Source organism: Acinetobacter sp. CAU_H_78, assembly GCF_058599365.1.
In genome coordinates, this window is record NZ_CM178652.1 from 944519 (window position 1) to 970633 (window position 26115).

28 protein-coding genes are annotated in these 26115 nt (G+C 42.7%); 12 read left to right on the forward strand and 16 right to left on the reverse strand.

All coding sequences use genetic code 11. The annotated features are described in order from the left end of the window. Positions 1-6 precede the first annotated feature (6 nt). Positions 7-801 carry a nitroreductase family protein gene (locus AC4MCD_RS04630; protein ID WP_491876656.1) on the reverse strand — a complete coding sequence of 265 codons (795 nt, stop codon included), beginning with the start codon at positions 799-801 and terminating at the stop codon, positions 7-9. A gap of 73 nt (positions 802-874) precedes the next feature. Further along, the gene (locus AC4MCD_RS04635) at positions 875-1675 is read right to left on the reverse strand and encodes an enoyl-CoA hydratase (RefSeq protein WP_491876657.1); all 801 of its coding nucleotides are present in this window, start codon (positions 1673-1675) and stop codon (positions 875-877) included. 101 nt (positions 1676-1776) lie between these two features. Between AC4MCD_RS04635 and AC4MCD_RS04640 the strand changes: the two genes are divergently transcribed. Beyond that, positions 1777-2346 (forward strand): nicotinate-nicotinamide nucleotide adenylyltransferase, encoded by a 570-nt coding sequence (locus tag AC4MCD_RS04640; RefSeq protein ID WP_180139317.1) that lies wholly within the window; start codon positions 1777-1779, stop codon positions 2344-2346. 47 nt (positions 2347-2393) lie between these two features. Beyond that, complete coding sequence (locus AC4MCD_RS04645; RefSeq protein WP_180139320.1) at positions 2394-2957, forward strand: YceI family protein; 564 nt, start codon at positions 2394-2396, stop codon at positions 2955-2957. Between the two features lie 45 nt (positions 2958-3002). Here the strand turns inward: AC4MCD_RS04645 and AC4MCD_RS04650 are convergent, their stop codons facing one another. After that, the gene (locus AC4MCD_RS04650; protein WP_491876658.1) at positions 3003-3905 is read right to left on the reverse strand and encodes a LysR family transcriptional regulator ArgP; all 903 of its coding nucleotides are present in this window, start codon (positions 3903-3905) and stop codon (positions 3003-3005) included. A gap of 107 nt (positions 3906-4012) precedes the next feature. Here AC4MCD_RS04650 and AC4MCD_RS04655 point away from each other — a divergent pair, with 107 nt between their 5' ends. Further along, positions 4013-4612: a LysE/ArgO family amino acid transporter gene (locus AC4MCD_RS04655; RefSeq protein WP_491876659.1), complete on the forward strand. Its 600-nt coding sequence runs from the start codon at positions 4013-4015 to the stop codon at positions 4610-4612. A 75-nt stretch (positions 4613-4687) separates the two neighbouring features. Here AC4MCD_RS04655 and AC4MCD_RS04660 read toward each other — a convergent pair whose 3' ends face one another. The 5 genes from AC4MCD_RS04660 to dapD all read right to left on the reverse strand — a co-directional run bounded on the left by AC4MCD_RS04660 (position 4688) and on the right by dapD (position 8081). Further along, positions 4688-5146 carry a peroxiredoxin gene (locus AC4MCD_RS04660; protein ID WP_491876660.1) on the reverse strand — a complete coding sequence of 153 codons (459 nt, stop codon included), beginning with the start codon at positions 5144-5146 and terminating at the stop codon, positions 4688-4690. Between the two features lie 80 nt (positions 5147-5226). Further along, positions 5227-5688 (reverse strand): hypothetical protein, encoded by a 462-nt coding sequence (locus tag AC4MCD_RS04665; RefSeq protein WP_034171206.1) that lies wholly within the window; start codon positions 5686-5688, stop codon positions 5227-5229. A 27-nt stretch (positions 5689-5715) separates the two neighbouring features. Beyond that, a complete protein-coding gene (gene queC / locus AC4MCD_RS04670; protein WP_180139328.1) occupies positions 5716-6384 on the reverse strand; it encodes a 7-cyano-7-deazaguanine synthase QueC in 669 nt (222 codons plus the stop codon). 33 nt (positions 6385-6417) lie between these two features. Further along, entirely contained in the window at positions 6418-7128 is a 711-nt protein-coding gene (queE, locus tag AC4MCD_RS04675; RefSeq protein ID WP_034171208.1) for a 7-carboxy-7-deazaguanine synthase QueE, read from the reverse strand. Between the two features lie 131 nt (positions 7129-7259). Continuing rightward, complete coding sequence (gene dapD / locus AC4MCD_RS04680) at positions 7260-8081, reverse strand: 2,3,4,5-tetrahydropyridine-2,6-dicarboxylate N-succinyltransferase (RefSeq protein WP_004784553.1); 822 nt, start codon at positions 8079-8081, stop codon at positions 7260-7262. 299 nt (positions 8082-8380) lie between these two features. On the opposite strand from dapD, the gene carO reads away from it, so the two are divergent. Then, positions 8381-9115, forward strand: coding sequence for an ornithine uptake porin CarO (carO, locus tag AC4MCD_RS04685; RefSeq protein ID WP_491876661.1), 735 nt, complete (start codon positions 8381-8383; stop codon positions 9113-9115). 224 nt (positions 9116-9339) lie between these two features. Here carO and AC4MCD_RS04690 read toward each other — a convergent pair whose 3' ends face one another. The 7 genes from AC4MCD_RS04690 to AC4MCD_RS04720 form a co-directional block, all read right to left on the reverse strand. Then, on the reverse strand, positions 9340-10263 hold the full coding sequence (locus AC4MCD_RS04690; RefSeq protein WP_004784546.1) for a CysB family HTH-type transcriptional regulator: 924 nt from the start codon (positions 10261-10263) through the stop codon (positions 9340-9342). A gap of 52 nt (positions 10264-10315) precedes the next feature. Further along, the gene (locus AC4MCD_RS04695) at positions 10316-11377 is read right to left on the reverse strand and encodes a sulfate/molybdate ABC transporter ATP-binding protein (protein WP_125279340.1); all 1062 of its coding nucleotides are present in this window, start codon (positions 11375-11377) and stop codon (positions 10316-10318) included. 11 nt (positions 11378-11388) lie between these two features. Next, the gene (gene cysW / locus AC4MCD_RS04700) at positions 11389-12282 is read right to left on the reverse strand and encodes a sulfate ABC transporter permease subunit CysW (protein ID WP_034171212.1); all 894 of its coding nucleotides are present in this window, start codon (positions 12280-12282) and stop codon (positions 11389-11391) included. Then, positions 12279-13112, reverse strand: a complete 834-nt coding sequence (gene cysT, locus AC4MCD_RS04705; protein WP_004784537.1) for a sulfate ABC transporter permease subunit CysT — start codon at positions 13110-13112, stop codon at positions 12279-12281. The genes cysW and cysT overlap by 4 nt, the downstream gene beginning before the upstream one ends. An 86-nt stretch (positions 13113-13198) precedes the next feature. Next, positions 13199-13804: an RBBP9/YdeN family alpha/beta hydrolase gene (locus tag AC4MCD_RS04710; protein WP_491876662.1), complete on the reverse strand. Its 606-nt coding sequence runs from the start codon at positions 13802-13804 to the stop codon at positions 13199-13201. Positions 13805-13834: 30 nt separating this feature from the next. After that, entirely contained in the window at positions 13835-14851 is a 1017-nt protein-coding gene (locus AC4MCD_RS04715) for a sulfate ABC transporter substrate-binding protein (RefSeq protein WP_419365373.1), read from the reverse strand. A gap of 173 nt (positions 14852-15024) precedes the next feature. Next, a complete protein-coding gene (locus tag AC4MCD_RS04720; RefSeq protein ID WP_491876663.1) occupies positions 15025-16035 on the reverse strand; it encodes a sulfate ABC transporter substrate-binding protein in 1011 nt (336 codons plus the stop codon). Positions 16036-16196: 161 nt separating this feature from the next. On the opposite strand from AC4MCD_RS04720, the gene pabC reads away from it, so the two are divergent. From pabC to AC4MCD_RS04740, 4 genes are all read left to right on the forward strand, one after another. Beyond that, positions 16197-17012, forward strand: a complete 816-nt coding sequence (gene pabC / locus AC4MCD_RS04725; protein ID WP_419365371.1) for an aminodeoxychorismate lyase — start codon at positions 16197-16199, stop codon at positions 17010-17012. A 1-nt stretch (position 17013) separates the two neighbouring features. After that, positions 17014-18072, forward strand: a complete 1059-nt coding sequence (gene mltG / locus AC4MCD_RS04730; RefSeq protein WP_180139341.1) for an endolytic transglycosylase MltG — start codon at positions 17014-17016, stop codon at positions 18070-18072. Between the two features lie 2 nt (positions 18073-18074). Beyond that, positions 18075-18674 (forward strand): dTMP kinase, encoded by a 600-nt coding sequence (gene tmk, locus AC4MCD_RS04735; protein ID WP_419365369.1) that lies wholly within the window; start codon positions 18075-18077, stop codon positions 18672-18674. Between the two features lie 91 nt (positions 18675-18765). Further along, positions 18766-19206 carry a PaaI family thioesterase gene (locus AC4MCD_RS04740; RefSeq protein WP_171505604.1) on the forward strand — a complete coding sequence of 147 codons (441 nt, stop codon included), beginning with the start codon at positions 18766-18768 and terminating at the stop codon, positions 19204-19206. Positions 19207-19323: 117 nt separating this feature from the next. Here AC4MCD_RS04740 and nadB read toward each other — a convergent pair whose 3' ends face one another. Beyond that, positions 19324-20952: an L-aspartate oxidase gene (gene nadB, locus AC4MCD_RS04745; protein WP_491876664.1), complete on the reverse strand. Its 1629-nt coding sequence runs from the start codon at positions 20950-20952 to the stop codon at positions 19324-19326. Between the two features lie 237 nt (positions 20953-21189). Between nadB and AC4MCD_RS04750 the strand changes: the two genes are divergently transcribed. The 4 genes from AC4MCD_RS04750 to lepB all read left to right on the forward strand — a co-directional run bounded on the left by AC4MCD_RS04750 (position 21190) and on the right by lepB (position 26112). Continuing rightward, entirely contained in the window at positions 21190-22575 is a 1386-nt protein-coding gene (locus AC4MCD_RS04750; protein ID WP_034171221.1) for a Do family serine endopeptidase, read from the forward strand. A gap of 124 nt (positions 22576-22699) precedes the next feature. Next, the gene (locus AC4MCD_RS04755) at positions 22700-23185 is read left to right on the forward strand and encodes an acyl-CoA thioesterase (RefSeq protein WP_491876665.1); all 486 of its coding nucleotides are present in this window, start codon (positions 22700-22702) and stop codon (positions 23183-23185) included. Positions 23186-23445: 260 nt separating this feature from the next. Beyond that, positions 23446-25263, forward strand: a complete 1818-nt coding sequence (gene lepA, locus AC4MCD_RS04760; protein WP_419365365.1) for a translation elongation factor 4 — start codon at positions 23446-23448, stop codon at positions 25261-25263. A 21-nt stretch (positions 25264-25284) separates the two neighbouring features. Then, positions 25285-26112 carry a signal peptidase I gene (gene lepB, locus AC4MCD_RS04765; RefSeq protein WP_159124070.1) on the forward strand — a complete coding sequence of 276 codons (828 nt, stop codon included), beginning with the start codon at positions 25285-25287 and terminating at the stop codon, positions 26110-26112. Positions 26113-26115: the final 3 nt, after the last annotated feature.

Genomic DNA, 26115 nt, shown 5'->3' on the forward strand with positions numbered 1-26115 from the left:
TTAAACTCAAACTTTCTGAATAAATAACTCTCGATCAAAACGATACTGCGGGAAGAACACACCATCTTTGGCACGTTCACCAGCACCAATCACCATCACTGGATATTGCTGGTCATTCAGATCTAGAAGTTCACGAACCATTGGTTCATCAAAGCCTTCCATCATACAGCTATCAAAACCATAAGCACGTAAAGCCAGTACCAGATTTTCACATGCCAGTGCGGTGGTTTTACTTGCCCATAGCTTGGCATCGGCAGGACTAAATGCAGAAACAGGCATTTGCTTGTCTAAGGTACGAGCTACTTTGAAAGCAACTTTCTTAAAGTTACCAAAGGCATTCAAATAACCAGTCTTGTAGTTGTAGGGAATGTACTTATAGTACTTTTTAATGGCTGGTGGAGCCTCAGGAAATGGAAACTCGCTGATATTCAGTTTAGCCATTTCATCTACACGGTCAGTACGTGCCACACAGACAATCAGTTCTGAAGCTGTTTTAGCAGCAAGCTGGCTCATACATGCTTTAACTAGACGTTTTTTCTTGGAGGGGTTCTGCACCACATAAATTGTCCAAGGTTGCAGATTAGATGAGTTTGGTGCCAGCAGTGCCAGATCCAGACAGGCATCCAGTACTTCAGTAGGAATTGGCTTCTTGGTAAATTTACGCACTGAACGGCGGCTTTCGATGACCTTGCGGAAATTATCTACATCAATATCCTGAGGAGCAGGTTCGTAGTAACGTTTCTTTTCAGGATTTGAACTATCGGTTGTTTGAGAAGTCGTTTGGGAGTTTTCATTAGTCATAAGCTAGATTCTTTCAAAAAAATAAAAGATTGAGGCAGTCTAAACTGCCTCAATTAAAAGATAAGTTTCAGAATTAGTTGAATTGTGTGAAATCAGGTTTCCGTTTTTGCATAAACGCCTGAACGGCTTCCGTCATTTCAGGTGAACCGACACGCTTCATAAATATCTCAGCTTCATCATCAATACAGTCAATAATTTCAGCCAGATCATGCTTCATCAGTGCTTTGGTTTGTTTAATAGAAGCCAGCGGTAAAGCGGCAAGAGTTTTTGCCTGTTTTTCAGCAGCAGCATAGACATCTTCTTCAATGCTATTTACCAGACCTGCACCCAATGCTTTTTCACTATTAAATCGCTGTGCAGTAAGCAGTAACTCAGCCGCTTTATGATAGCCAGCTTGTTGTACGAGCAGCTTGCTTGAAGCACCTTCAGGCGACAGGCCAAGGCTAACAAATGGAATCTGGAACAGGGCAGTATTGTCACTATAAACCAGATCAGCATGCAGCAGAATCGTTACCCCGATCCCAATCGCAACGCCACGAACGGCAGCAATTAAAGGCTTGGAAAATTTTGCAGCGGACTTCAACAGCACAAAAGGAGGAGTATCGCCAGCCTTAGCTTGCAGAGGCGACTGAATAAACTTCATGAAGTCCTGCATGTCATTGCCGGCACTAAAGTCTGCGTCTTGACCACGTAGAATCACGACACGCACACTACTATCCTGATCTGCTTCATCCAGTGCCTGTGCGATCCATAGATATAGTTCGCCGTAAAGCGCATTTTTTGCCTCAGGGCGGTGAATGGCTAAGGTCAGTACGCCATTGTCTAAATTCGCATTTAAATGCTGATGCGGTTGTTGAATACAGCTCAGTGTCATCGTACTATCCTTGCTTTATTAATATGAATTTATTGGCGCTTATTATGTCGCAAAAAATTCCCTGCGGCATAACTGATGCGTTCATAAAAGTAAGATGTGCTATGAAGTATAAATTTGATTACCTGGTGTTTATTGGTCGTTTTCAACCTTTCCATCTGGCCCATATGCAAACGATTAAAATTGCCTTGCAGCAGAGCCAACAGGTGATTCTGGCATTAGGCTCGGCACAGCAAGAACGCAATATTAAAAATCCATTTCTGGCCACTGAACGTGAAGAAATGATCCTGTCGAACTTTTCTGAAGCAGATCAGAAGCGTATTAAATTTGTCCATGTCATTGATGTCTATAATGATGAAAAATGGCAAAAACTGGTGAAATCGCTGGTGTCTGAAGTAGTTGAACCAGAAGCAAAAGTTGGTCTGATTGGACACTTTAAAGATGAATCTTCTTATTATTTAAGTTTGTTCCCGGAGTGGGAAATGGTGGAACTCGATAGCTTGGTCGGTGCAATTTCAGCGACTCCTTTACGTGAAGCGTATTATCGCGGTGAAGTAGTGGAATCAGCTTTTCCTTTAGGCACTAGTGAGTTTTTACATAAATTTAAAAATAATGAGATTTTTCAACAATTGGTCAACAAGTTTGAACTAAATGATAAAACAAATCTGGGCTAAAACCGTTTTAAGGTAGTGAGTTCATTTGATTGTTAAGGATGAACACAATGAATCTATTCCTGAAAAATATAGCCTATGCGGGTGCTCTATCTGCTATGTGTATATCGGCTGCGTATGCTAAAAGCTGGACATTGACGCCTCAAAGTAGTGTCGGCTTTAGCATTAACTCCTTGGGTTTGAATGTGGTAAAGGGAAATTTTCAAGAGTTCAAGGCAACCATGCAGTTTGATCCTGATCAGCCACAACAGTCATCTACTGAGTTCACTATGCAGGTGGATAGCCTGGAAGTTTCTAAACCTAGCCTTAAAAATATGATTATGGGTGAGGACCTGTTTCATGCATCGCGCTATAAAACGGTCAATTTCAAAAGTACCCAGTTTAAGCCAAATGGTACGAATCGCTATCAGGTCATGGGTCAACTCACTCTAAGAGGGGTTACTCGACCAGTGGTATTCGATACCACGCTGACACCGAACAAGGGTAATCCTAATCTACTCGATGTGAAATCCACCACGGTAATTAATCGCTCAGATTTTGGGATGAAGAAGGCCACTGCAGGCGTAGGTGAAAAGGTTAATATTCATTTAATGGGGCAGTGGAAAACCCAATAATGTGATATTCAATTTCTGTGAATTCGGCAGGACATATAGAACTGTTTATTGAATTGGACTATTCATGCACTGTTCTGCCTGCTCCAGAATGACTTTGGTTAACTGTTTTAGAGCGGGAGACTGCTGTTTCCAGTGATGCCAATATAAAGGTACATCACAACAGCATTCAGGCAGTATTTCGATCAATGTCCCATTTTGAATCCGGTCCGCAATTTGATAGTCCGGCACCAAACCGTATCCCAATCCTGAAAAAATGGCATCCGCAAAGGCGGTCGAGGAGGGGATATAGTGAAAAGGAAAACATTGCTGGTTTAAGCCAAATTGAGCTAACAGTAGATGGCTATGTAAATGATCCTGATCATTGTAAATTACAGCAGGTGCCTTACGTAGTGATTCCCGGTGAATGCCTTGTTTAAACCAAGAATGCACAAAAGCAGGTGTTGCGACCATTCTGTAATGCATCTGGCCAATAAAATGAGCCTTACAACCCGGCATGGCTTCACTCTCACTGCTAATACAGGCATTGACTTGACCCTGCTCTAGAAGCTTATAAGTTTCACTTTGAACAGCGACCTGAAGATTCAATGTGATTTTCTCTGCAAGCAGGGTGGTGTTCAGACAGGGAAATAACCAGGTCGCAAGAGAATCCGCATTTACCGCAATATGAATCGAGCTAAATTCTGCTTTATTTTGACCATTTAATTGCTGGATCAATTGCTGCTGTAACAGGCGTTGATGCTGCAAATAATTCAGTAAGGTTTGACCAGCATTGGTCACTTTACAAGGACGCTCACGTAGCACCAGAACTTGCCCCAAATCTCTTTCCAGATTTTGCACTCTTAAAGTAACTGCCGAAGCCGTAATATTTAATACTTTTGCGGCAGCATCAAAACTTTGGGTTTCTGCAACAGCCAGAAAAGCATCACAGTTTTTAGAATTAAGTGGCATAGCTTACCTAAATAAAATTTAGTCTGAATGATATTTTCTTAATTATATTTAATTGAAAAGAATAACATAGATAATGATCTCCATCTTTATAATTCCATGATATTCCAATGTTAAATGCATATATACAAGGTCTGGCGGTAGGCTTTAGCCTGATTATTGCCATTGGTGCACAAAATGCTTTTGTATTAAAACAGGGCTTGAAACAGCAGTATGTCTTTGCGATCTGTATGTGTTGTGCCTTATCTGATGCGATTTTAATTTTTGCCGGTGTTTTGGGATTTTCACAATTAATGCTGGTTAATCCACACTGGATCAACATGGCAAAATATCTGGGTGCGACTTTTCTAGCGATTTATGGGGCTCAGCATTTTTATCAGGCTTGGAAGAATGAGCAGTGTCTGGACACAGATCAAAAAGATGTGCCTTCTTTATATAAGGTTTTGCTGATCTGTTTGATGCTGACCTGGCTCAATCCGCATGTCTATCTGGATGCTTTAGTCTTGATTGGTTCCATCTCTACCCAATATTCCAATGCACAGATACAATTTGCCTTAGGAGCGATTAGTGCGTCCTTTGTATTCTTTTTTGGACTGGGCTATGCAGCACGTTATTTGCAACCTATTTTTCAGCGACCACAAGCCTGGAAAATACTGGATGTACTTATTGGCTGTGTAATGTGGTCGATTGCGGTTTCTTTAGTGAACTGAATTATTCTTTGCAGCAACTCTAAAGAAAAAGGCATGATATTTCTGATCATGCCTTTTTTGATTTTATGAAAGACCTTAAGCAGCCTGTAAAGCTTTCAAATCTTCTAAAACCTGTTCAGCATGGCCAGCAGCTTTTACCTTGCGGTATTCTTTGACCAGCTTGCCATTATGGAAAATGAAGGTAGAGCGCTCAATGCCCATTACTTTCTTGCCATACATATTCTTTTCTTTAATGACATCAAAATGTTTACATAACACTTCTTCTTTATCACTGATCAGATTGATGGTCAGATTCTGTTTTTCAGTGAAGTTCTGATGCGCTTTAACCGAATCACGTGATACGCCCAGAATAGTCGTATTGAGCGCATCAAACTGATCTTTTAAACAAGAAAAACCGACTGCCTGAGTGGTACATCCAGGTGTCGAATCTTTAGGATAAAAATAGATAATTAACCATTCTGCATCCAGTTGGGCCAGATTAATTTCACCTGTAGTGGTCGGAAAAGTGTGCTCAAGTAAGCTGATCTCAGACATGATCTCTCCAATTTTTCTAAATTTTTTCAAAAAAATAAGCCACATTATAGTGGCTTATCCTAGAAAAACATCCGTCAGGATTATTTCTTTTGAGCAGCTTTATTGGCTTCTGCAGCAAGTGAATTTAATTTACCTGCGAGCTGTGGGCCTACACAAGACTGCACGTTCTGGCTTTGTTTTTTAACAAAGTCTAAAGTTGCAGGGTTTTTCTTCTGGTTAATGGTGCTTTGAATCTGCCATTTTTGGGCTTGAGTCAATTTACCTTCCGCATCTACTTCACATGTACAAAGCTTATTCACATCAGACTGAGTCAGTTTTTTGTACTTCACTGCCTGTTTGTATGGAATAGCACAGGCTTTAATTAAACCGTCACGCACATTTGAACTGCTTCCAGCATTTTTCATGGCAGTTGTATATTCTTTTTTCATCGCCTCAAATTCTGCTTTTGCCTTAGCTTGATCATTATTTGCAAAAGATGCAGTTGAAAACAGGGCAGACAAAGAGAGTAGGCTAGTCGCAAGTAATTTGGCTTTAATATTCATAATATGGATTTATAACCTTGATCGATTTTAAAGGTAATAACGTGTCGGGTCTTCAACACCTGCATCAGCAAAACCTTGCTTGCGTAAACGACAACTGTCACATGTTCCACACGCACGTCCTTGGTCATCTGCTTGGTAGCAAGATACCGTTTGACTGTAGTCTACGCCATGTTCTAGGCCTAAGCGAATGATATTTGCTTTGGATAAATGTAACAAAGGTGTTTCAAATTTCAGGGCCTGACCTTCGATACCAACCTTGGTTGCAAGGCGTGCCATGTTGGCAAAAGCTTCGATAAATTCCGGGCGGCAGTCTGGATAACCTGAATAATCCACCGCATTAATACCGATCACAATAGCCTCGGCACCGAACACCTCTGCAGCGGCCAAAGCATAAGATAAGAAGATGGTATTTCGTGCAGGCACATAGGTTACCGGGATACCTTCCTGCAATTGATCCGGTACCTCAATGCTATGATCAGTAAGGGCTGAGCCGCCCAGGTTACCTAAATCAATATTGATGACACGATGTTCTACACCCGAGCGTTGAGCCAGCGCACGAGCTGCATCAAGTTCTGTAGTGGAACGTTGGCCATACATAAAACTCAGTGCGATACATTCATAGCGTGCCTGCGCCCAAGCCAGACAGGTTGTTGAATCTAATCCGCCAGATAACAATACAATGGCACGAGGGCGCATAACAAATACTCCAATATAGTAAATTTACAAAAATTAACGACCAGTTTCATCATTCCATAACAACTTGTGCAGTTGCAGCTGGAAACGAACAGGGAGATGGTCTTCTAAAATCCATTGAGCCAGATCACGTGCCAATTGTGGCAAGCGCGCAGCTCCTTTTTCAACTGCAAATGCAGGGGAGAACCAGACCGTGCTGACTTTTTCATTCAACTGGTACTGTTCTACCTGCTGTTTTGACCATTCATAATCTTCACGATTACAGATCACAAACTTAATCTGGTCATGCTGAGTTAAATGATCCAGATTTGTAAGCAAATTTCGTGCAACTTCACCTGAAGTTGGTGTTTTTAAGTCTAGAACTTTGGATACACGTGTATCCACTTTAGAAACATCTAATGCACCACTGGTTTCTAAAGAGACTTCACAGCCTAAATCTGCAAGTCGCTGCATCAGAGGCAGGGCGTTCGGTTGCGCCAATGGTTCACCACCGGTCACACAGACATAAGGCGTTTTAAAATCAAGCGTGGTCTGGATAATGTCATCTAAAGATTTGCGCTCGCCACCTTCAAAAGAATACGTAGTATCACAATAGGTACAGCGTAGTGGACATCCGGTTAAGCGGATAAATACGGTCGGTAAACCTGCAGTATTGGCTTCACCTTGTAATGAATAGAAGATCTCCGTAATGCGTAAGCCCGCAGACGGATCAGAAACTGGAATTGCGGAAGATCGAAGCGTATTCATAACAACATTAACCACTGAAAAATAAATAACAATGTATAAAAATAAAAATCCCTACGATCATTGCTGACCGTAGAGACGAGGAGCGGTTGAAGCTCCGAGGAACACAAATGTGTCCTCTAAGTTAAGATATCTTAGTCTTCGCGTAGCAGATCGTTCAGGCTAGTTTTAGCGCGAGTTTTCGCATCTACTTTTTTCACGATTACAGCTGCATACAAGCTGTATTTACCGCATTTAGATGGCAGGCTGCCTGATACTACAACAGAACCAGCAGGTACGCGGCCATAATGGATTTCGCCAGTTTCACGGTCATAAATCTTGGTAGATTGACCAATGAATACGCCCATTGAAATTACAGAGCCTTCTTCAACGATTACGCCTTCAACGATTTCAGAACGTGCACCGATGAAACAATTGTCTTCAATAATAGTTGGGTTAGCTTGAAGCGGTTCAAGAACACCACCGATCCCTACACCACCAGACAAGTGAACATTTTTACCGATTTGAGCACATGAACCTACAGTTGCCCAAGTATCAACCATCGTACCTTCATCTACATAAGCACCGATGTTCACATAAGAAGGCATCAGTACCACGTTTTTCGCCTGGAAAGAACCTTTACGCGCTACCGCCGGAGGAACAACACGTACGCCAGCAGCTTTAAACTGCTCGTCAGTCCAGTCAGAGAACTTAGTATCTACTTTGTCGTAGAAGCGAAGATCACAAGCTTCCATTGGTTTGTTATCGTTTAATTTAAATGATAACAATACCGCTTTCTTAATCCATTGATGAACAACCCATTCACCTTCGATTTTTTCAGCAACACGTAAAGTACCATTGTCCAGGCCAGCAATTACTTCCTCAACTGCTTGACGGATTTCAGCAGGACAGTCTGCTGCTGTGAAATTCGCACGGTCTTCAAACGCTTGTTCAATGATTGTTGAAAGCTGAGACATGATCTTCCTTCCAGAAAAAAATTTCCGATATTTTACACTATATTGCTCTAAAAAGATGGAAAACTAGGAAGGGTGCTGAATTAAATTCGCAAGTAAAGTGATTAGTATCCTTTTCGTATTTTAGATATGTACAAATATTGTTTAAAAAAGGCTTATCATTCAACAAGAAAAATTAATATGTATCAAAAAACAACAAAAGCTCAGCAAAACACGAATAAAAAATATTCATTGGCTCCTTTATATTGAGCTCATCACGAATAACTAATGATGAAAAAAAAGTTCTTTTGAGGAGAGAAATAATGAAAGCTTTATATCAACTTTTAGCAGTATCCGTTCTAGCTGCCACAGCTGGATCTGTCATGGCTGCTGATGAAACAATTGTAACAGATGAAGGCGTAGCTGAATTCTCTTTCTTCAAACCAGCATCTGTACGTGCTGAAGTAGGTACAACAGGTTACGGTGGTGCAATCTCCTGGAGTGTAAACCCATATGTAGGTGTAACCTTGGGTTATAACGGTGGTGATATCTCTTGGTCAGATGATTTATCTATTAACGGTAACAAATATGACCTTGATATGGATAATAACCTAACTTATCTAAATGCTGAAATTCGTCCATGGGCTAACTGGTTCTATATGGCTGCTGGTGTAGGTTATATTGACAACGACTATAACTTAGAACGTCGTTCAGGAACTAATGCATCATTTACAGTTGGTGGAGAACGCTTTAATGCAGGAACAACAGAGGCCCGTATTACTGGTGATTTATCTTATAAAAACAATATCGCTCCATATGTAGGTGTTGGTTTCTCTCCAGCGATTACAAATCGTTGGGGTGTATTCGGTGAAATTGGTGCTTACTACAATGGAAATCCAACTGCAAATTTAAGCGTGAATCCAGAAGCCGCAGGTTTAATTGGTAGTGAAGGAAATAGGTTAGATGTAGCACTTGCAGAAGAAGAGCGTGATATCCGCACTGACAATAAATACGAATGGCTTCCAGTAGCAAAATTGGGTGTAAGCTTCCGCTTCTAAGCTGTAGCTGCTAAGCCTAATAAAAAAACGAGCTTCGGCTCGTTTTTTTTATTGTTCTTGTAATACTCAAGACAAGCTTAGAAGCTCACAGCCTTATAAATTTCAATTAAGTAAAAATAAGATTTAAAAATTAGAAAGCTCTTTTTGCTTATGTAAATTGAGTAGATAGAAACAGAAAAAAAGAGGCTTATATCAGCCTCTTTATGAAATTTTATAGTTACTAATTATTCATCTGGATAAGCCACTTTTTTCAGTGCCTTGATATCTGCATCTGGTGAGCATAAAGAAATAAACTCATAACCATAACCACGTAATAAGTGGCCTTTACGCACAGCAATCCAAGTCGTATTCACACCAAAAATATCAGTTTTAATTTGTTTCAGACGATAGTCACGTTCTGGATCATAAGCCAGATCATTGACAATGCCGACACCCATGTTGAGCTCGACATAAGTTTTAATCACATCGGCATCCAGAGCTGACATTACAATATCAACATCTACACCGGCTTCTTCAAAGGCTGAGTCGATTTTAGAACGACCTGTAAAACCACCGTGATAAGTAATAATCGGATAGCCAGCGAGGTCTTCAATACGTACCTGTTCTTTGCTATTCAACGGGTGATTTTGCGGCGTAATAATACTGTGCTGCCAGTTATAATAAGGCACACTCGCCAGATTTTCTTCAGTCGTTAAGGCTTCAGTCGCAATCCCGATATCTGCTTCACCCTGAAGAAGCATTTCGGTAATTTCCATTGGACTGGCTTGTTGCAAAATAAGATGAACTTTCGGAAATTCTTTTTTGAACTGATTCACGATCGGCGGTAATACATAACGTGCTTGGGTATGCGTCGTTGCAATCGTTAATGTACCTTCATCGACCTTGTTAAAGTCATCTGCAAGACGTTTGATATTGTCTGCATCAACCAGCATACGCTCTACAATGCCAAGAAGTGCCTGGCCTGGTTCAGTTAATCCTAATAAGCGTTTACCTTTACGGATAAATAGCTGTACACCAAGCTCATCTTCCAAGTCTTTAATATGCTTACTGACACCTGACTGCGAAGTGTAAAGCGCGGCAGAAGCTTCAGTTAAGTTAAAATTCTGTCTAACAGTTTCTCGAATAATTCTTAATTGTTGGAAATTCATAATTCTTTACCCTATAAGAGGATGGGGCATTTAAAAGCCCCATCTTGCAGTCTTACGCGACCTGGTTTTCAAATAAATGCAGATTTAATGCACTCAACCAAACAGTTTGATCCGGACGGAATTGATGAGCGCGGGCTTCTTCTGGTGTCAGTGAAATTTCAATCAGATTGCCTTGGCGGTCATTCAATTCTGCAACGACTTTTCCTGCAATCCAGAGTTCACGAATAAAGGTGGCCTGAATCGCATTCTCTTGTGGTTGTGCATGAATACGCAGTTCATCTGGGCGAGCGAAGACAATGACATTACCCTGAGCTGCCTGTTTAGCGGCATCGAACTGAATACGGTCTTCACCTAGCTGAATGATGCCGCCATTGTTCTGACCTTCGAAGCGGTTGGCTTGTCCCAGGAAGTCAAACACGAATGGTGTTTTTGGTGTTTCATACACTTCACGTGGTGAACCGATCTGTTCCACATTGCCTTTGTTCATCACTACGATCTGATCAGCAACTTCTAAGGCTTCTTCCTGATCGTGAGTTACGAAAATTGAAGTAATGTGCAGTTCATCATGCAGGGTACGTAACCAGCGGCGCAGTTCTTTACGGACTTTGGCATCTAGTGCACCGAACGGTTCATCTAGTAACAGTACACGCGGTTCAACTGCAAGGGCACGTGCTAGTGCAATACGCTGACGCTGACCACCAGACAATTGAGCCGGATAACGGTCTGCCAGGAAGCCCAATTGAACCAGGTCTAACAAACGAGTCACGCGCTTTTTGATTTCTGCTTCCGATGGACGGGTTGAACGTGGACGGACACGTAGACCAAAAGCCACGTTATCGAATACGGTCATATGACGGAACAGGGCATAGTGCTGGAATACAAAACCCACTTCACGTTCACGAACGTGAACATTGGTTGCATCCTGACCTTCCAGAATCACCTGACCACCGTCAGCAGATTCCAGACCCGCAATGATACGTAGTAGAGTCGTTTTACCGCAGCCTGAAGGGCCGAGCAGGGCAACCAGCTGACCATCCGGGAAATCCAGTGAAATGTTTTTCAGTGCATGGAATGCACCAAAGTGTTTTTCAATATTTTTAACTTGAATACTCATGTGGGCATTCCTTAAGAAACTGTTGAATCATCATTACGTTTGTCTTGTTTTTCCTGGCGCAGTTCAACCCAGGTTTTCAGAACCAGAGTCACAATTGCGAGGAGAGCCAGGAGCGATGACACGGCAAACGCAGCACTAAAGGTATATTCGTTATATAGAATTTCGACGTGTAGCGGCAAAGTATTGGTTTCACCACGGATATGGCCAGAAACCACTGATACTGCACCGAACTCACCCATGGCGCGGGCATTACACAGAATTACGCCGTAAATCAGGCCCCATTTGATATTTGGCAGGGTCACTTTCCAGAAGGTTTGCCAGCCAGATGCACCGAGTACAATCGCAGCTTCTTCTTCTTCAGTACCTTGCGCTTCCATTAAAGGGATCAGCTCACGCGCTACAAAAGGTACGGTAATGAAGATCGTTGCCAGAACAATCGCAGGAACGGCGTAAAGGATCTTGATGTCATTATCCATCAACCAGCCACCCATCCAGCCTTGAGTACCGAAAATCAGTACCAGCATCAAACCTGCAATAACAGGTGATACCGAGAAAGGCATATCGATAATGGTGGTCAAAATTGATTTACCCGGGAAGTTAAACTTCGCCACTGACCAGGCTGCAGCTACGCCGAATACTACATTCATCGGTACCGCGATCACAGCCGTTAGCAAGGTCAGTTTGACCGCAGATAAAGTATCTGGATGAACAAGGGCTTGCGTATATACGCCAACGCCTTGTTTAAACGCTTCAACAAAGACCAGAACTAAAGGCAGAATCAGGCAGCTTAAAAAAAAGATCAGTGCAATCGCAATCAGGGTATAACGTACCCAGGTCGGCTCACGAGTCGCATCGCGGGATTGTAATTTTTCAGCCAGCGCATTGCTGTTGGTATTTAAACTCATCGTGCAGTTCTCCCGGTACGACGGCTCGCCCAAGCTTGCAATAAGTTAATCAGGAAGAGCATTACAAAGGAAATGAGCAGCATCACTACAGCAATTGTGGTCGCACCGGCATAGTCATATTCTTCCAGACGGGAAATAATCATTAAGGGTGCAATTTCAGTCTCAAAGGGCTGGTTACCGGCAATGAAAATCACTGAGCCATATTCACCGACACCACGTGCAAAAGCCAAAGCAAAACCTGTGATCAGTGCTGGCAGCAGAATTGGGAAAATGACTTTAGTGACGATCTGAAAACGGTTCGCACCGAGTGCAGATGCTGCTTCTTCCAGTTCAGTTTCTAAATCAGAAAGAACCGGCTGTACCGTACGGACCACAAAAGGAATACCGATAAAGATCAAAGCTAGGGTAATACCGATCGGGGTATAAGCCACCTTAATGCCAATTGGATCCAGATATTGACCAATCCAGCCAGTCGGTGCATATAAAGAAGTCAGAGCAATACCGGCAACTGCGGTTGGCAGGGCAAAAGGCAGATCGACCAGTGCGTCGACAATACGTTTGCCCGGAAAGCTATAACGCACCAGACACCATGCCAGTAACAGGCCAAAAACTACATTAATCAAAGCAGCGATAATGGCTGAACTAAAGCTTAGCTGTAATGATTTCAAGATACGTTCAGAGCTCAGGATTTCCCATAAGCCTTCCCAGCCAATGCCGAGTGATTTAATAAAAACGGCAGACAGCGGGATCAGAACGATTAATGACAAATACGCTAGGGTAAAGCCTAGAGAAAGACCAAATCCTGGCAGCACTCGGGATCGCTGCGACATGATTACTCCTCAAAAGAGAGAATGCTGGTTAAAGTTAACCAGCGAAAATTAGAAAATAGAATCGGCACAAGCATAATTTGCAGGGACTAAAATGCAAATTTAAAATAATACTTGCTCTCATCAACTTTGCTGATATGGTGCATAGACTTTTCTGAAATTAAATATTGTTCAATTTCAGGGAAAGGACCAAAACCGGAAGCAACATTGACATGGCCTACAGCTCCCAGATTAATCGGTTTGATTTTCCAGGCTTTCGCCAGAACCTGGGCATCTTCAAAACTCAGCCAAGGATCATTTTCACTGATCAGCAAAGTCGTTGGAGCCTGAATCTTGAGCTGCTGAAAATAGGCGCTGTAATCCATCTGGCTATCACGGGCAAAACCATTTTCCCCAAAACGTGCAGGATTGGCAGGTGCAACCAGAACCAGATTTTTGACTTTAGTATTCAGTTCAGGATGCTGGGCCAGTGCTGCCACGCTGGTCAAACAGCCAAAGCTATGTGCCACAATTTGTACATCATCTGGAATGGCTTGCAGAGTTTTAACAAATTCAGCGACCCATACATCCAGTACCGGATGATTCCAGTCTTTTTGCTGCACACGGGAGCAACGCATCAGCCGGTGTTGCAGGCAGGTTTGCCAGTGATTGTATTCACTGCCACCTACACCGGGAACAATAAGCGTATGAGTCATGTCGATGCTCCTGTATGAAATTAGCTTAAATTATTTTTTTGCGCTGTTAGCTTTAACGATCTGGTCAAAAACACCACCATTTTCAAAGTGGGCTTTCTGTACTTTATCCCAGCCACCAAACTCCTGATCAATAGTTACCAGTTTTAATGGCTTAAAGACTTGGTTGTATTTCGCCAGCACTTTTTCATTACGTGGGCGATAGAAGTTACGTGCTGAGATTTCCTGACCCAGTGGTGAATACAAGAAGTTCAGATAACCTTGAGCCAGGTATTTGTTGCCTTTTTTATTAGCATTCTTTTCAACAATCGCCACGGGTGGCTCAGCCAGAATTGATAGGGAAGGAGTCACAATTTCAAACTTGCCCGGTTGTTCACGAAGGGCTAAATGTGCTTCATTTTCCCAAGCCAGTAGTACGTCACCGATGCCACGTTCAGCAAAAGTGGTGGTTGAACCACGCGCACCTGAATCAAGTACTTTGGTTTGTTTATAGATTTTACGAACAAATTCTTGTGCAGTTTTGTCGTTACCACCCGGTAAGTGTTTGGCATATGCCCAAGCTGCTAAATAGTTCCAGCGTGCACCGCCTGAAGTTTTAGGATTTGGTGTGATAATCGCTACACCTGGTTTTACCAGATCACCCCAATCCTTGATACCCCTTGGATTGCCTTTACGTACCAGGAATACGATGGTAGAAGTATATGGTGTCGAGTTTTGTGGTAATTTTTTCTGCCAGTCTGAAGGTAACAGTTTGGCTTTTTCGACCAGTACATCAATGTCAGCGGCTAATGCCAAAGTTACGACATCGGCATCCAAACCATCAATCACGGCACGTGCCTGTTTACCTGAACCACCATGTGACTGTTTGAAGTTGATGCTTTGGCCAGTACGGCTTTTCCAGTATTTACCAAATTCTTTATTGACGTCTTCATAGAGTTCACGCGTCGGATCATAAGAGACATTCAGAAAGTCGCGTGCTGCAGCAGAAAATGAAGTTGCTGAAATAACAGCCGCCAGAACCCCTAGTTTTAGTTTTGTTGAAATGCGCATGTGAACCTCAAACTCTTACACGTTTTGTAACATGAGTGAAGAATAAACCTATTCTTTATGCATAAAAAATAATTAAAAATGAATTTTATATGAAAATATGAGATAAAAGATTTTATAAGTATTTGAAACAACAATGGCCTTATTCAACAAGGCTATTGCATAGACATTTATTATTACGATTTTGTGCTATTTGCCTTTACGATCTGGTCAAAGATACCGCCATTGGCAAAGTGTTTTTTCTGTACCTTGTCCCAGCCACCAAACTCTTTATCAATGGTCACCAGCTTCAGCGATTTAAAGACATTACTGTATTGTTTTAATACTGCCGCATTACGTGGGCGGTAGAAATTCTTTGCAGCAACCGTTTGACCCGCAGGTGAGTACAGGTAGTTCAAATAAGCTTTAGCCAGATTTTCATTACCATCTTTTTTGGCATTCTTTTCAACGATTGCCACGGGTGGCTCAGCCAGAATCGACAGAGAAGGGGTGATGATTTCAAACTTGCCTGGCTGTTCACGAATGGCTAAATGCGCTTCATTTTCCCAAGCCAGCAATACATCACCGATCCCGCGTTCAGCGAAAGTCGTTGTTGAACCACGCGCACCTGAGTCGAGTACTTTAGTTTGCTTGTAGATCTGGCGAACAAAGTCTTGTGCTTTTGCATCATTGCCACCTGGTTGGTGTTTCGCCCAAGTCCACGCTGCCAAATAGTTCCAGCGCGCGCCACCAGAAGTTTTTGGGTTTGGTGTAATGATTTCTACGCCCGGTTTCACCAAATCGCCCCAGTCTTTAATGCCTTTAGGATTACCTTTTTTCACCAGGAAAACGATGGTTGAGGTATAAGGTGTCGAGTTTTGTGGGAATTTTTTCTGCCAGTCTTTTGGTAGCAGGCCGCGTGCTGCAATCTCATCGATATCTGCAGCTAGAGCCAAAGTCACGACGTCCGCATTCAGACCATCAATGACAGCACGTGCCTGTTTGCCTGAACCGCCATGTGACTGTTTAAAGTTCACATCCTGACCAGTAGATTTTTTCCAGTAAGCACTGAATTCTTTATTAAAGTTATCGTACAATTCGCGAGTTGGGTCATAAGACACGTTCAGGAAGTCTTTTGCAGATACGCTAAAAGCGGTTGCCGAAATCAGTGCTGCCAATACCCCAATTTTTAATTTACGGATGTTCATATTTGCCTCAAATGTTTCTTTGTTTTGTTGGATGGGGCAAGAATAGCTGGAGATTTTTTGCATAAAAAATAATTAAAAACGAATTTTATGTGAGTAAAACAGATATATAGGCAGAGCTTATATTTCATCGCTCTATCCGTCACCAGAGAGGCCTTAAAAGCATGCTGTATTTAAAAAATGCTCAACCCGTCAAAGATATAGATGTGCTGGATCGTGCCTTTCATTATGGAGATGGCTGCTTTACTACCGCGCGCATCCGTCGAAACCGGATCGAGTTAGCAGACCGTCATCTAGCCCGTTTAAGAATGAGCCAGCAAAAATTAAGTTTGCAGGCTAATCTGGACCTGATTGAAAAAAGTTTGCAAGCGTTACTGAAATCAGAAGCTGAATTGAACGGAACCTTAAAGATTGTACTGAGTCGTGGTATAGGACAGCGTGGTTATAGCCTGCCAGACCATCCGGCAGATCTTTGGGTGTTCTATTATCCGAAAACTGTACAGGACTTCAGTTATGAGCATATTCAGGCGGGTGTATTGCAACAGGCCATTGGCCTCAGTATGCCGAATCTGGTGGGGCTGAAAACCTTAAACCGTCTGGAACAGGTTTTGCTTAAACAGGAAGCGGATCAGCATGGCTGGCCGGAAGCACTGGTAACTGATGTGCAGGGTACAATTGTTGAAGGGGTGAGCAGTAATTGCTTCATTCGTATAAACAATACATGGATTACACCAGAACTTCGTTATAATGGCGTCTTCGGTGTAATGCGTGCAGAAATTTTGCAACGTATGCAGGATCAGGGCATTATCTGTCAGCAGCGTGATGTGGAAATGGATGAAATTCCTCATATCGACAGCCTGTTTTTCTGCAATGCGCTCAGTCCGATGAAAATTGCCACTCAATTTGAGCAGCGTGCTTTAAATGTAGATGCTTGTATTGAACTTTTTAACCGTCTTCGATTGAATCAGATGCCTTATTAATATGTCAGCTTCCAAGTCTAAAACCAAAAAGAAAAATAATGCCAAACGCCCTGGTTTCATGAAAGGGATAGTTCTATTTCTAATCGGGATACTCCTGGTTCTAGGGCTGATCCTAAAAGCCAGCCTATGGAAAGATTATCCTGTAGAAGGTCAAAAACAGTTACTGGCAATTAGTAACGGTGAAACCTATTCTGGATTTATTGATCGGCTCGCCAAAGAAAATCATGTCAGCTTTCCGATTATTTTAAAACTGTATCAGCGCATCATGATTCATGACACCATGAAGGCGGGTGTCTATGAAATTCCTCAAGGTATGAGCATCCGTGCAGTACTGGACATGATTTCTAATGCAGAAAATGCTCAGATGAACCGGATCTTGGTCATCGAAGGCACGACTTTTAAACAGCTGATTGATGCCTTAAAGAAAGATGATCTGGTGACTAAAGAAGTGGTGAATTTGCCAACCGATCAATTGCTCAAAGAACTCAATATTCCATTTAATCATCCTGAAGGTCTGTTCGCTCCAGATACCTATTTCTTTGCCAAAGGCGAAACGGATCGCAAGATTCTGACTGATCTTTATCAGCGCCAGATGAAGTCTCTGGATCAGGCTTGGGAAAAACGTGCTTCAGATCTGCCATATCAGAATAAATATGAAGCGCTGATCATGGCATCGATCATTGAAAAAGAAACCAGTCTGGATAGCGAGTTACAACAGGTATCTGGTGTATTTGTGCGCCGTTTGAAAATCGGCATGCGTCTACAGACAGATCCAACCGTAATTTATGGTATGGGTGAGAATTACAAAGGGAATATCACTCGTCAGGATCTACGCAATCCAACACCTTATAACACCTATACCATGGCTGGCTTGCCACCGACACCGATTGCCTTGCCAAGCAAGAAAGCCATTGAAGCAGCGATGCATCCGGACAATTCACAAAATATTTATTTTGTTGCAACGGGTAATGGTGGGCATAAATTCAGCAGTAGTCTGCAAGACCACAATAGAGCAGTACAAGAGTATCTCTCTGTTTTACGTTCAAAAAATAAGGAATGAGCATGTTTATCAGCTTTGAAGGCACTGAGGGTGTAGGGAAAACCACACTCATTCGTCGTATCTATGATGATTTTATTGCTCAAGGTAAAGAGGTCGTGTTGACCCGCGAGCCGGGTGGCACACCAATGGCAGAACAGATTCGTTCGCTGTTATTGGCCGTAAACCACGAAGAAGCGATGTGCCATGATACAGAGTTATTGTTGATGTATGCGGCACGTGCCCAGCATCTGGCACAAGTGATTTTACCCGCTTTAAATGCTGGAAAAATTGTCTTATGTGATCGCTTTAGTGATGCCAGTTTTGCCTATCAATGTGCAGGACGTGGACTCAGTGAAGACAAGCTAAATCTGTTAAATCAAAATTTTGTGGAACGTATGCCGGATATTACGTTCTGGCTGGATGCACCGATTGAACTGGGTATGAATCGCGCTCGTGCCCGAGGTGCTCTGGATCGGTTTGAGCAAGAGAAAGTTACTTTCTTTGAGAAAGTTCGCGCCGGGTATGCCACGCTATGCCAGCGTCATCCAGAGCGGATTAAACGTCTGGATGCGACTCAAACACCGGATCAGGTGTTTGAACAGGCGCTGTCTTATTTAAAATAATTTTATTCTAAAGACATTTTTGGCATACTTTTCTCTAGTTATTTCAAGGAAGAATCTTCTATATTGGAATAAATCAGGAAGATAAAACATGATGAAAAGTACAAGAGAAGAAATCATCCAGTTTTTACAGCAGGAATTTCCGCAGAGCCTGGAAAAGTGCCAAATCGAGGCTGTAGTGCCTCAGGGCGCAACCGTGCTGTATCGCGTGAGTGAGCAGGAATTACGTCCCGGCGGCACAGTGTCTGGACCCACCATGATGACCTTGGCTGATCTCGCTTTATATATCGCGATCCTTGGTGAGATTGGACTGGTTGGTCTGGCAGTGACCACGAACTTGAATATTAATTTTCTGCGTAAGCCTTCAGGCGGAGTCGATCTGCGAGGGGAAAGTAAATTGATGAAAGTGGGGAAGGCACTCATTGTGGGAGAAGTCTGGATTTATTCGATTGATCAGGAAGAGCCGGTTGCCCATGTGACAGCGACCTATTCGGTTCCACCACGTAAAGAACACGTGCATTCCTTAAAATGCTGATTAACTCATACAAATCATATGCTTTATTTAAATCCTGATTATTCTAAAAACTTAAAAAATCAGGGCCAAAGAAAAGGCAGATAACATTTAAAAATATTATCTGCCTTATTTATATCTTTAAGCATTCACCAAAGGAGTTTCTACTTCAAAACTTGGTGGAATCAGTACAGTTTTGCGTAGCTCAGGCAGTAATTCTGGATAATCCAGGGTGAAATGCAGGCCACGGGATTCCTTACGTTGCATGGCACAACGCACGATCATCTCTGAAACGAGTACCAGATTACGCAGCTCGATCAGGTTTTTGCTCACCTGATAATCCTGATAGTACTCGGTAATTTCTTTCTTCAACATCTCAATCCGGTGCAGGGCACGTTCCAGGCGTTTAGTGGTACGCACAATACCGACATAGTTCCACATGGTCTGACGCAGCTCGTCCCAGTTTTGCAAAATAACTACATCTTCATCAGGATTAGTGACCTGAGAATCATCCCATTCTGGTACCTCAGGGAGTGCTTGATCTGCCTTGAAATTTTCCTGAATATGTTTGGCAGCACTCATGCCATATACAAAACATTCTAAAAGTGAGTTACTGGCCATGCGGTTAGCACCGTGCAAGCCAGTATAAGAAGTTTCACCAATGGCATAGAGTCCGGCAATATCGGTTTGGCTATTTTCATCTACGACCACACCACCACAGGTATAATGCGCAGCAGGAACCACAGGAATCATTTCCTTAGTGATGTCGATGCCAAGCTCTAGCAGACGTGCATAAAGGGTCGGGAAATGTTCCTTGATGAAGCTTTCATCTTTATGGGTAATGTCCAGCCAGACATGACGAATGCCCAGACGTTTAATCTCATAGTCAATTGCACGCGCCACAATATCACGTGGTGCCAGTTCTGCTCGTTCATCAAAGCGCAGCATAAAGCGCTCACCATCAGGAAGGCGTAAATACGCACCTTCACCACGCATAGCTTCTGTGATCAGGAATGAACGGGCTTGCGGATGATATAAACAGGTCGGATGGAACTGGTTGAATTCCATATTCGCAACCCGGCAACCGGCACGATAAGCCATCGCAATTCCATCACCGGTCGCGATATCTGGATTGGAAGTATAAAGATAGGCTTTCATCGCACCGCCACAAGCCAGGGCAGTAAAAGGGGCTAGAAAGGTATGGACTTGTGCACTTGCTTCATTGAGTGCATATAAACCTAAAGCGCGATTTTCACTATCTAGGCCCAGTTTTTGTGAGCAGATCAGGTCAATCGCAATGTAATTTTCAAAGATGGTAATATTTTCTTTTTCCTGAGCGCGCTGTACCAACGTGGTAGAAATGGCACGCCCAGTCGCATCAGCTGCGTGAATGATTCGGCGCTGTGAATGGCCGCCTTCACGGGTCAAATGTAATTGTTCTTGCTCATCCAAGGTGAATTGGACGCCGTGTTTCAGCAGAAAATCCACCGAAGGCTTACCACCTTCCACCGTCTGCTTCACCGCATCCATTTCACACAGATGTACACCTGCAATCATGGTGTCATCAATATGCTGTTCAATCGAGTCTGTCTCATCCAGTACAGCTGCAACGCCGCCTTGTGCATAATAGGTACTGGCATCGGTCAGGGTAGATTTGGCAAGAACTGCAATATTAAAATGTTCAGGCAAAGAAAGTGCTAGACTTAGGCCGGCACCACCACTGCCCACAATGATCACGTCAAAATGATGGGTAAGGGGAAAATTAGACATGTCCATCAGCTAATTGAAAAAAGTCCGGTAATCAGAGCGCTTTTTTGTACAAAAGGCAAGCGTTTAAGTGCTCATTTATTGATGAAAAAAATTAATAAAAGCTTTAACTTAATGCTTTACAAAAATTAAAGGTTGCCAACATTCGAAGCTTTCGAACATATTGTTACTTAAAATATATGAAGTTTGTGATAAAACCTATTTACATAAATTTATCAACAATTTGGGTGAATAATTTATATGAAAATTCTGGATTTAAAAAAAGGATTATTTGCAGCGACTGTTACTATGAGTGCTGCTCAGTTACAGGCAGTAACACCCGTCGATTTTTCTAACCTGGTTGATCAGGTCAGTCCGGCAGTTGTCAGTGTGAGTGTTGTCAAGAAAATGAGCGAAGAAGAGCTCTTACAGCAACAGGTTCCTGAAATTTTACGCCGTTTCTTTGGTAATCAGGTGATTATTCCGCAGCCACGTGTACCGCAGGAAAAAACCGGATATGGGAGTGCCTTCTTCATTAGTAAGGATGGCTATCTGCTGACCAACCACCACGTAGTTGAAGATGCGTCTAAAGTAACAATTACCTTGAATGATCGTCGGGAAATTGATGCAACAGTCGTGGGAAGCGACGAGCGTACTGACGTCGCTTTGTTGAAAGTCAATGGTTCAGGTTTCCCGGAACTGCGTACTGGTGATGTCGATAAATTACGTGTAGGTGAGCCTGTATTAGCAATCGGTTCACCTTTTGGTTTTGACTACTCCGCTTCTGCCGGGATTGTCAGTGCCAAGATGCGTAATATGATGGGCGAAACCGCAGTCCCATTTATTCAGACTGATGTGGCCCTGAATCCAGGTAACTCGGGTGGGCCGCTATTTAACCAGCGCGGTGAAGTGGTTGGGGTGAACTCACGAATCTTCAGTGGTACTGGCGGTTATATGGGGCTGTCATTTTCGATTCCCATTGATGTCGCTATGGAAGTCGCTGACCAGCTGAAACGCGATGGTAAGGTGACCCGTTCTTATCTGGGTGTAAGCCTGCAAGATATCGACCGTACTTTGGCTGAATCTTATAAATTATCTAAGCCAGAAGGTTCTTTAATTACCCAGGTGGCACCAAACTCGCCAGCGGCTAAAGCGGGTCTACAAGCCGGTGACGTGATTTTAAAATACAATGGTACTGATATTTCACGCACTAGTCAGTTGCTGAACTATTTGAACCGTTCTGCACCTAAACAGCAGATCCAGTTAGAAGTATTACGTGATGATAAACGTCGTAATATCAATGCAACCCTAACGACTGCGCCAGATGAAACGCCGGCCAAAGCAGGTAACCAGGCTCAGCCAAATAAAGGTCCGGTATTAGGTGTTACTATTCGTGAATTAAGTCCGGCTGAAAAAGAACGTTTAGAGATTAAGGGTGGTGTAGTCATTCAGGACGTCCGTAGAGACGGGATCGCAGCTCAGGCACGGATTATGCCAAATGATGTCGTGACTCAAATCAATGGTAAAGCAATCTTGAACAGTAACCAGTTTGTGGAAGCTGTGGCAGATCTGAAAAAAGGCAGTGTTGCTCGTGTCGGTCTGATTCGTCAGGGTCAACGTGCCATTGTCGGGATGCGCATTTCATAAAATAAATGAATCTTCAATAAAAGACCGCTTGTATAGGCGGTTTTTTATTTTTCGCAATTTACCCGAGGCATAATTTCTGTAGACTCTGTACATAGAAAAAATTGCGATAAAGGATTAGAGAAAAGTGACCGGTATTTTTGACCAAGTTTTGAAGGTACAACCTGAACATATTGATCGTCTAGGACATGTGAATAACGTAGTTTATGTGCAGTGGATGCAGGATGTGGCCTCGGCGCATATCGAGCAATTAGGACTCGGTTTAAATGAGTATCTGCAACTTAAACATGCCATGGTTGCAGTTGAACATCATGTCCAATATCGCAAGGCGGCATTTGAAGGGGATGAGCTGATTTTAAGAACCTGGTTAAGTGATCTGAATGCCTTGTACTCATTCAGACAGTATGCTTTTTATCGTCCACAGGATCAGAATGTCCTATTTACCGGTAGCACGCAGTGGGCCTGTATCGAAATTGCGTCGGGTCGCCCGAAGCGTATGTCGCCAAGTTTTACCCAAGCCTATCAGCCCCTCTCAGACAGTATTAATCCTTATGATTTTTCTAATTTATATTTGAGAGAAGAAGCAAAGGGGATAAGAGAAGAATCAATCTAATAAGGTGATGATATCGAGATTGAATAGAGGGGAGCTACCAAATAGGAAGCAGCCCATTTAACAAGCTGTTTTCTTGGATAAAAGCTGAGGAAAAGAAAAATAAGAAAAAACTGGTCATGTGCTTAAGACAGCTAAGAGAGAAGAAAGATAATTCTTTTTCTGTATCTCCATTCTGCTATAATCCTCGGCAATTTCTATTCGGCTTTTGTTATGCAATGACTTTTTAAATTGCATGGCGCGTTTTTTTCTCAAGGTAGCCCATGGCGCAAGCTAAAAAATCTGTTGATATTAAAAACATTCGTAACTTCTCGATTATTGCGCATATCGACCACGGTAAATCGACCCTGGCGGATCGGTTCATTCAAACCTGTGGTGGTTTGCAGGATCGTGAAATGCAGGCACAGGTACTCGATTCCATGGAGCTTGAACGCGAACGTGGGATTACTATTAAAGCCACTTCTGTGACCTTGAACTATAAGCATCCTAATGGTCAGGAATATCAGTTGAACTTCATTGATACGCCGGGACACGTGGATTTCTCTTATGAAGTGTCGCGCTCTCTTGCTGCGTGTGAAGGTGCATTGTTGGTGGTAGATGCTGCCCAGGGGGTAGAAGCCCAGTCTGTAGCAAACTGCTATACTGCGATTGAACAGGGGCTTGAAGTTCTTCCTGTACTGAACAAGATTGATTTACCGCAGGCCGAGCCTGAACGTGTAATTCAGGAAATTGAAGATATTATTGGTATCGAAGCGACTGAAGCACCGACCTGTTCAGCAAAAACCGGTCTAGGTATTGAAAGTGTATTAGAAACCTTGGTAGATACGATTCCGGCTCCTACAGGTGATCGTGATGCACCGCTACAAGCACTGATTGTGGACTCGTGGTTCGATAATTACCTGGGCGTAGTATCTCTGGTTCGTGTGAAACAGGGTCGTGTTCGCAAGGGCGACAAGATGCTGGTGAAATCGACTGGTCAGACACATATCATCACTTCAGTCGGTATTTTTAATCCGAAGCATACTGAAACCGATATCCTTGAAGCGGGTGAAGTTGGTTTCGTGATTGCCGGTATTAAAGACATTTTTGGTGCACCAGTGGGTGATACCATTACACTGGCAACTACTCCAGAAGTTCCAACATTACCTGGTTTCAAAAAAGTAAAACCACAGGTATATGCAGGCTTGTTTCCAATTGATTCCAGTGATTTTGAACCTTTCCGTGAAGCATTGCATAAACTGCAAATTAATGACTCTGCGCTGTTCTTTGAACCAGAAAGTTCTGATGCTCTAGGCTTCGGTTTCCGCTGTGGCTTCTTAGGTATGCTGCACATGGAGATCGTACAAGAGCGTTTAGAACGTGAATACGATCTGGATCTGATTTCTTCAGCACCAACAGTAATTTATGAAGCAGTGATGAAGAATGGCAATACCATTTACATCGACAGCCCGTCAAAAATGCCAGATGGTTCAACTGTTGAAGACCTGCGTGAACCAATTGCAGAATGTCATATCCTCGTGCCACAGGAATACCTGGGTAATGTCATGACCCTATGTATTGAGCGCCGTGGCGTACAAAAAGACATGAAGTTCATGGCGAATCAGGTATCTGTTACTTTTGAAATTCCAATGGCCGAAGTGGTGATGGATTTCTTTGATAAATTGAAATCTTGTTCACGCGGTTTTGCGTCACTAGATTACAACTTTGTGCGTTTTGAAAGTTCATCACTGGTGAAAGTGGATGTCCTGATCAATGGTGAAAAAGTCGATGCTTTAGCAATGATCTGCCACCGTCAGGATGCACGTCATCGTGGGATCGCACTGGTTGAAAAAATGAAAGATCTAATTCCTCGTCAGATGTTTGATGTGGCAATTCAGGCGGCCATTGGTGCGCAAATTATTGCCCGTTCTACCGTAAAAGCAATGCGTAAAAACGTATTGGCAAAATGTTATGGTGGTGACGTATCACGTAAGAAGAAACTTCTTGCAAAACAGAAAGAAGGTAAGAAACGTATGAAACAGGTGGGTAGTGTTGAAATTCCACAAGAAGCGTTCTTAGCCGTACTGAAAGTCGAACGCTAATACTATAAGGATAATAAGCCCATGGATTTTGATTTTAATTTGATTCTTGTTCCTGCGACCTTATTTTTCGTCGCGGTCTGGTTGCTGGATAAGTTTGTTCTGAAACAACGACAGACCAAAGGCAAGGGCAATGAAAACTTCATTATTACCTGGGCTTATGATTTCTGGCCGGTTTTGGCTGTCGTTTTAGTATTGCGTTCTTTCCTGTACGAACCTTTCAATATTCCATCAGACTCCATGGTTCCAACACTGGAAACCGGTGATTTTATCCTGGTCAATAAATTTGACTATGGTGTGAAATTACCAATTGTAAATACAAAAATTCTGGATACAGGTAGCCCGGAACGTGGTGATGTCGTGGTCTTCCGCTATCCGCCACAACCAACGATTAGCTATATCAAACGTGTAATTGGTTTGCCAGGTGATCATATTGTTTATGATCATGGCCAGTTAACCATTAATGGTGAGAAAGTAGCAAAAGTTCCAGTAGAATTCAGCCGTGAAAAAGATCGCCTGGATACGCCAAATTCGATTTATCATAAAGAAACCATTGGCGAACATACTTTCACTATGCGTGAACTGGAAGGAGTAAATGTAGCTCGTCAGGCTCCATTCCTTAACTATATAGAAAATGGTAAGTTTTCAACTGAAAATGGTTTATATTGGGAAGTGAAAGTTCCAGAAGGTCATTACTTTGCGATGGGGGATAATCGCGATCAAAGTGCTGACAGTCGTTTCTGGGGCTTTGTTCCGGAAGAAAACTTAACAGGTCGCGCATTCTATATCTGGATGCATAAAGAACCTGGCTTTAAACTGCCATCGTTTAGTCGAAACGGAATAATCGATTAATTA

Excerpts from the sequence above, each read along its gene's own strand:
- pabC (WP_419365371.1), top strand. The coding sequence starts at position 16,197 with ATGCTGTATTTAAAAAATGCTCAACCCGTCAAAGATATAGATGTGCTG.
- queC (WP_180139328.1), bottom strand. The coding sequence starts at position 6,384 with ATGCGCCCTCGTGCCATTGTATTGTTATCTGGCGGATTAGATTCAACA.
- AC4MCD_RS04640 (WP_180139317.1), top strand. The coding sequence starts at position 1,777 with ATGAAGTATAAATTTGATTACCTGGTGTTTATTGGTCGTTTTCAACCT.
- mltG (WP_180139341.1), top strand. The coding sequence starts at position 17,014 with ATGTCAGCTTCCAAGTCTAAAACCAAAAAGAAAAATAATGCCAAACGC.
- dapD (WP_004784553.1), bottom strand. The coding sequence starts at position 8,081 with ATGTCTCAGCTTTCAACAATCATTGAACAAGCGTTTGAAGACCGTGCG.
- lepA (WP_419365365.1), top strand. The coding sequence starts at position 23,446 with ATGGCGCAAGCTAAAAAATCTGTTGATATTAAAAACATTCGTAACTTC.
- AC4MCD_RS04660 (WP_491876660.1), bottom strand. The coding sequence starts at position 5,146 with ATGTCTGAGATCAGCTTACTTGAGCACACTTTTCCGACCACTACAGGT.
- AC4MCD_RS04695 (WP_125279340.1), bottom strand. The coding sequence starts at position 11,377 with ATGAGTATTCAAGTTAAAAATATTGAAAAACACTTTGGTGCATTCCAT.
- AC4MCD_RS04665 (WP_034171206.1), bottom strand. The coding sequence starts at position 5,688 with ATGAATATTAAAGCCAAATTACTTGCGACTAGCCTACTCTCTTTGTCT.
- carO (WP_491876661.1), top strand. The coding sequence starts at position 8,381 with ATGAAAGCTTTATATCAACTTTTAGCAGTATCCGTTCTAGCTGCCACA.
- AC4MCD_RS04710 (WP_491876662.1), bottom strand. The coding sequence starts at position 13,804 with ATGACTCATACGCTTATTGTTCCCGGTGTAGGTGGCAGTGAATACAAT.
- cysW (WP_034171212.1), bottom strand. The coding sequence starts at position 12,282 with ATGAGTTTAAATACCAACAGCAATGCGCTGGCTGAAAAATTACAATCC.
- tmk (WP_419365369.1), top strand. The coding sequence starts at position 18,075 with ATGTTTATCAGCTTTGAAGGCACTGAGGGTGTAGGGAAAACCACACTC.
- AC4MCD_RS04750 (WP_034171221.1), top strand. The coding sequence starts at position 21,190 with ATGAAAATTCTGGATTTAAAAAAAGGATTATTTGCAGCGACTGTTACT.
- AC4MCD_RS04740 (WP_171505604.1), top strand. The coding sequence starts at position 18,766 with ATGAAAAGTACAAGAGAAGAAATCATCCAGTTTTTACAGCAGGAATTT.
- AC4MCD_RS04635 (WP_491876657.1), bottom strand. The coding sequence starts at position 1,675 with ATGACACTGAGCTGTATTCAACAACCGCATCAGCATTTAAATGCGAAT.
- AC4MCD_RS04645 (WP_180139320.1), top strand. The coding sequence starts at position 2,394 with ATGAATCTATTCCTGAAAAATATAGCCTATGCGGGTGCTCTATCTGCT.
- AC4MCD_RS04650 (WP_491876658.1), bottom strand. The coding sequence starts at position 3,905 with ATGCCACTTAATTCTAAAAACTGTGATGCTTTTCTGGCTGTTGCAGAA.
- lepB (WP_159124070.1), top strand. The coding sequence starts at position 25,285 with ATGGATTTTGATTTTAATTTGATTCTTGTTCCTGCGACCTTATTTTTC.
- AC4MCD_RS04630 (WP_491876656.1), bottom strand. The coding sequence starts at position 801 with ATGACTAATGAAAACTCCCAAACGACTTCTCAAACAACCGATAGTTCA.
- AC4MCD_RS04690 (WP_004784546.1), bottom strand. The coding sequence starts at position 10,263 with ATGAATTTCCAACAATTAAGAATTATTCGAGAAACTGTTAGACAGAAT.
- AC4MCD_RS04720 (WP_491876663.1), bottom strand. The coding sequence starts at position 16,035 with ATGAACATCCGTAAATTAAAAATTGGGGTATTGGCAGCACTGATTTCG.
- AC4MCD_RS04715 (WP_419365373.1), bottom strand. The coding sequence starts at position 14,851 with ATGCGCATTTCAACAAAACTAAAACTAGGGGTTCTGGCGGCTGTTATT.
- cysT (WP_004784537.1), bottom strand. The coding sequence starts at position 13,112 with ATGTCGCAGCGATCCCGAGTGCTGCCAGGATTTGGTCTTTCTCTAGGC.
- nadB (WP_491876664.1), bottom strand. The coding sequence starts at position 20,952 with ATGTCTAATTTTCCCCTTACCCATCATTTTGACGTGATCATTGTGGGC.
- queE (WP_034171208.1), bottom strand. The coding sequence starts at position 7,128 with ATGAATACGCTTCGATCTTCCGCAATTCCAGTTTCTGATCCGTCTGCG.
- AC4MCD_RS04655 (WP_491876659.1), top strand. The coding sequence starts at position 4,013 with ATGTTAAATGCATATATACAAGGTCTGGCGGTAGGCTTTAGCCTGATT.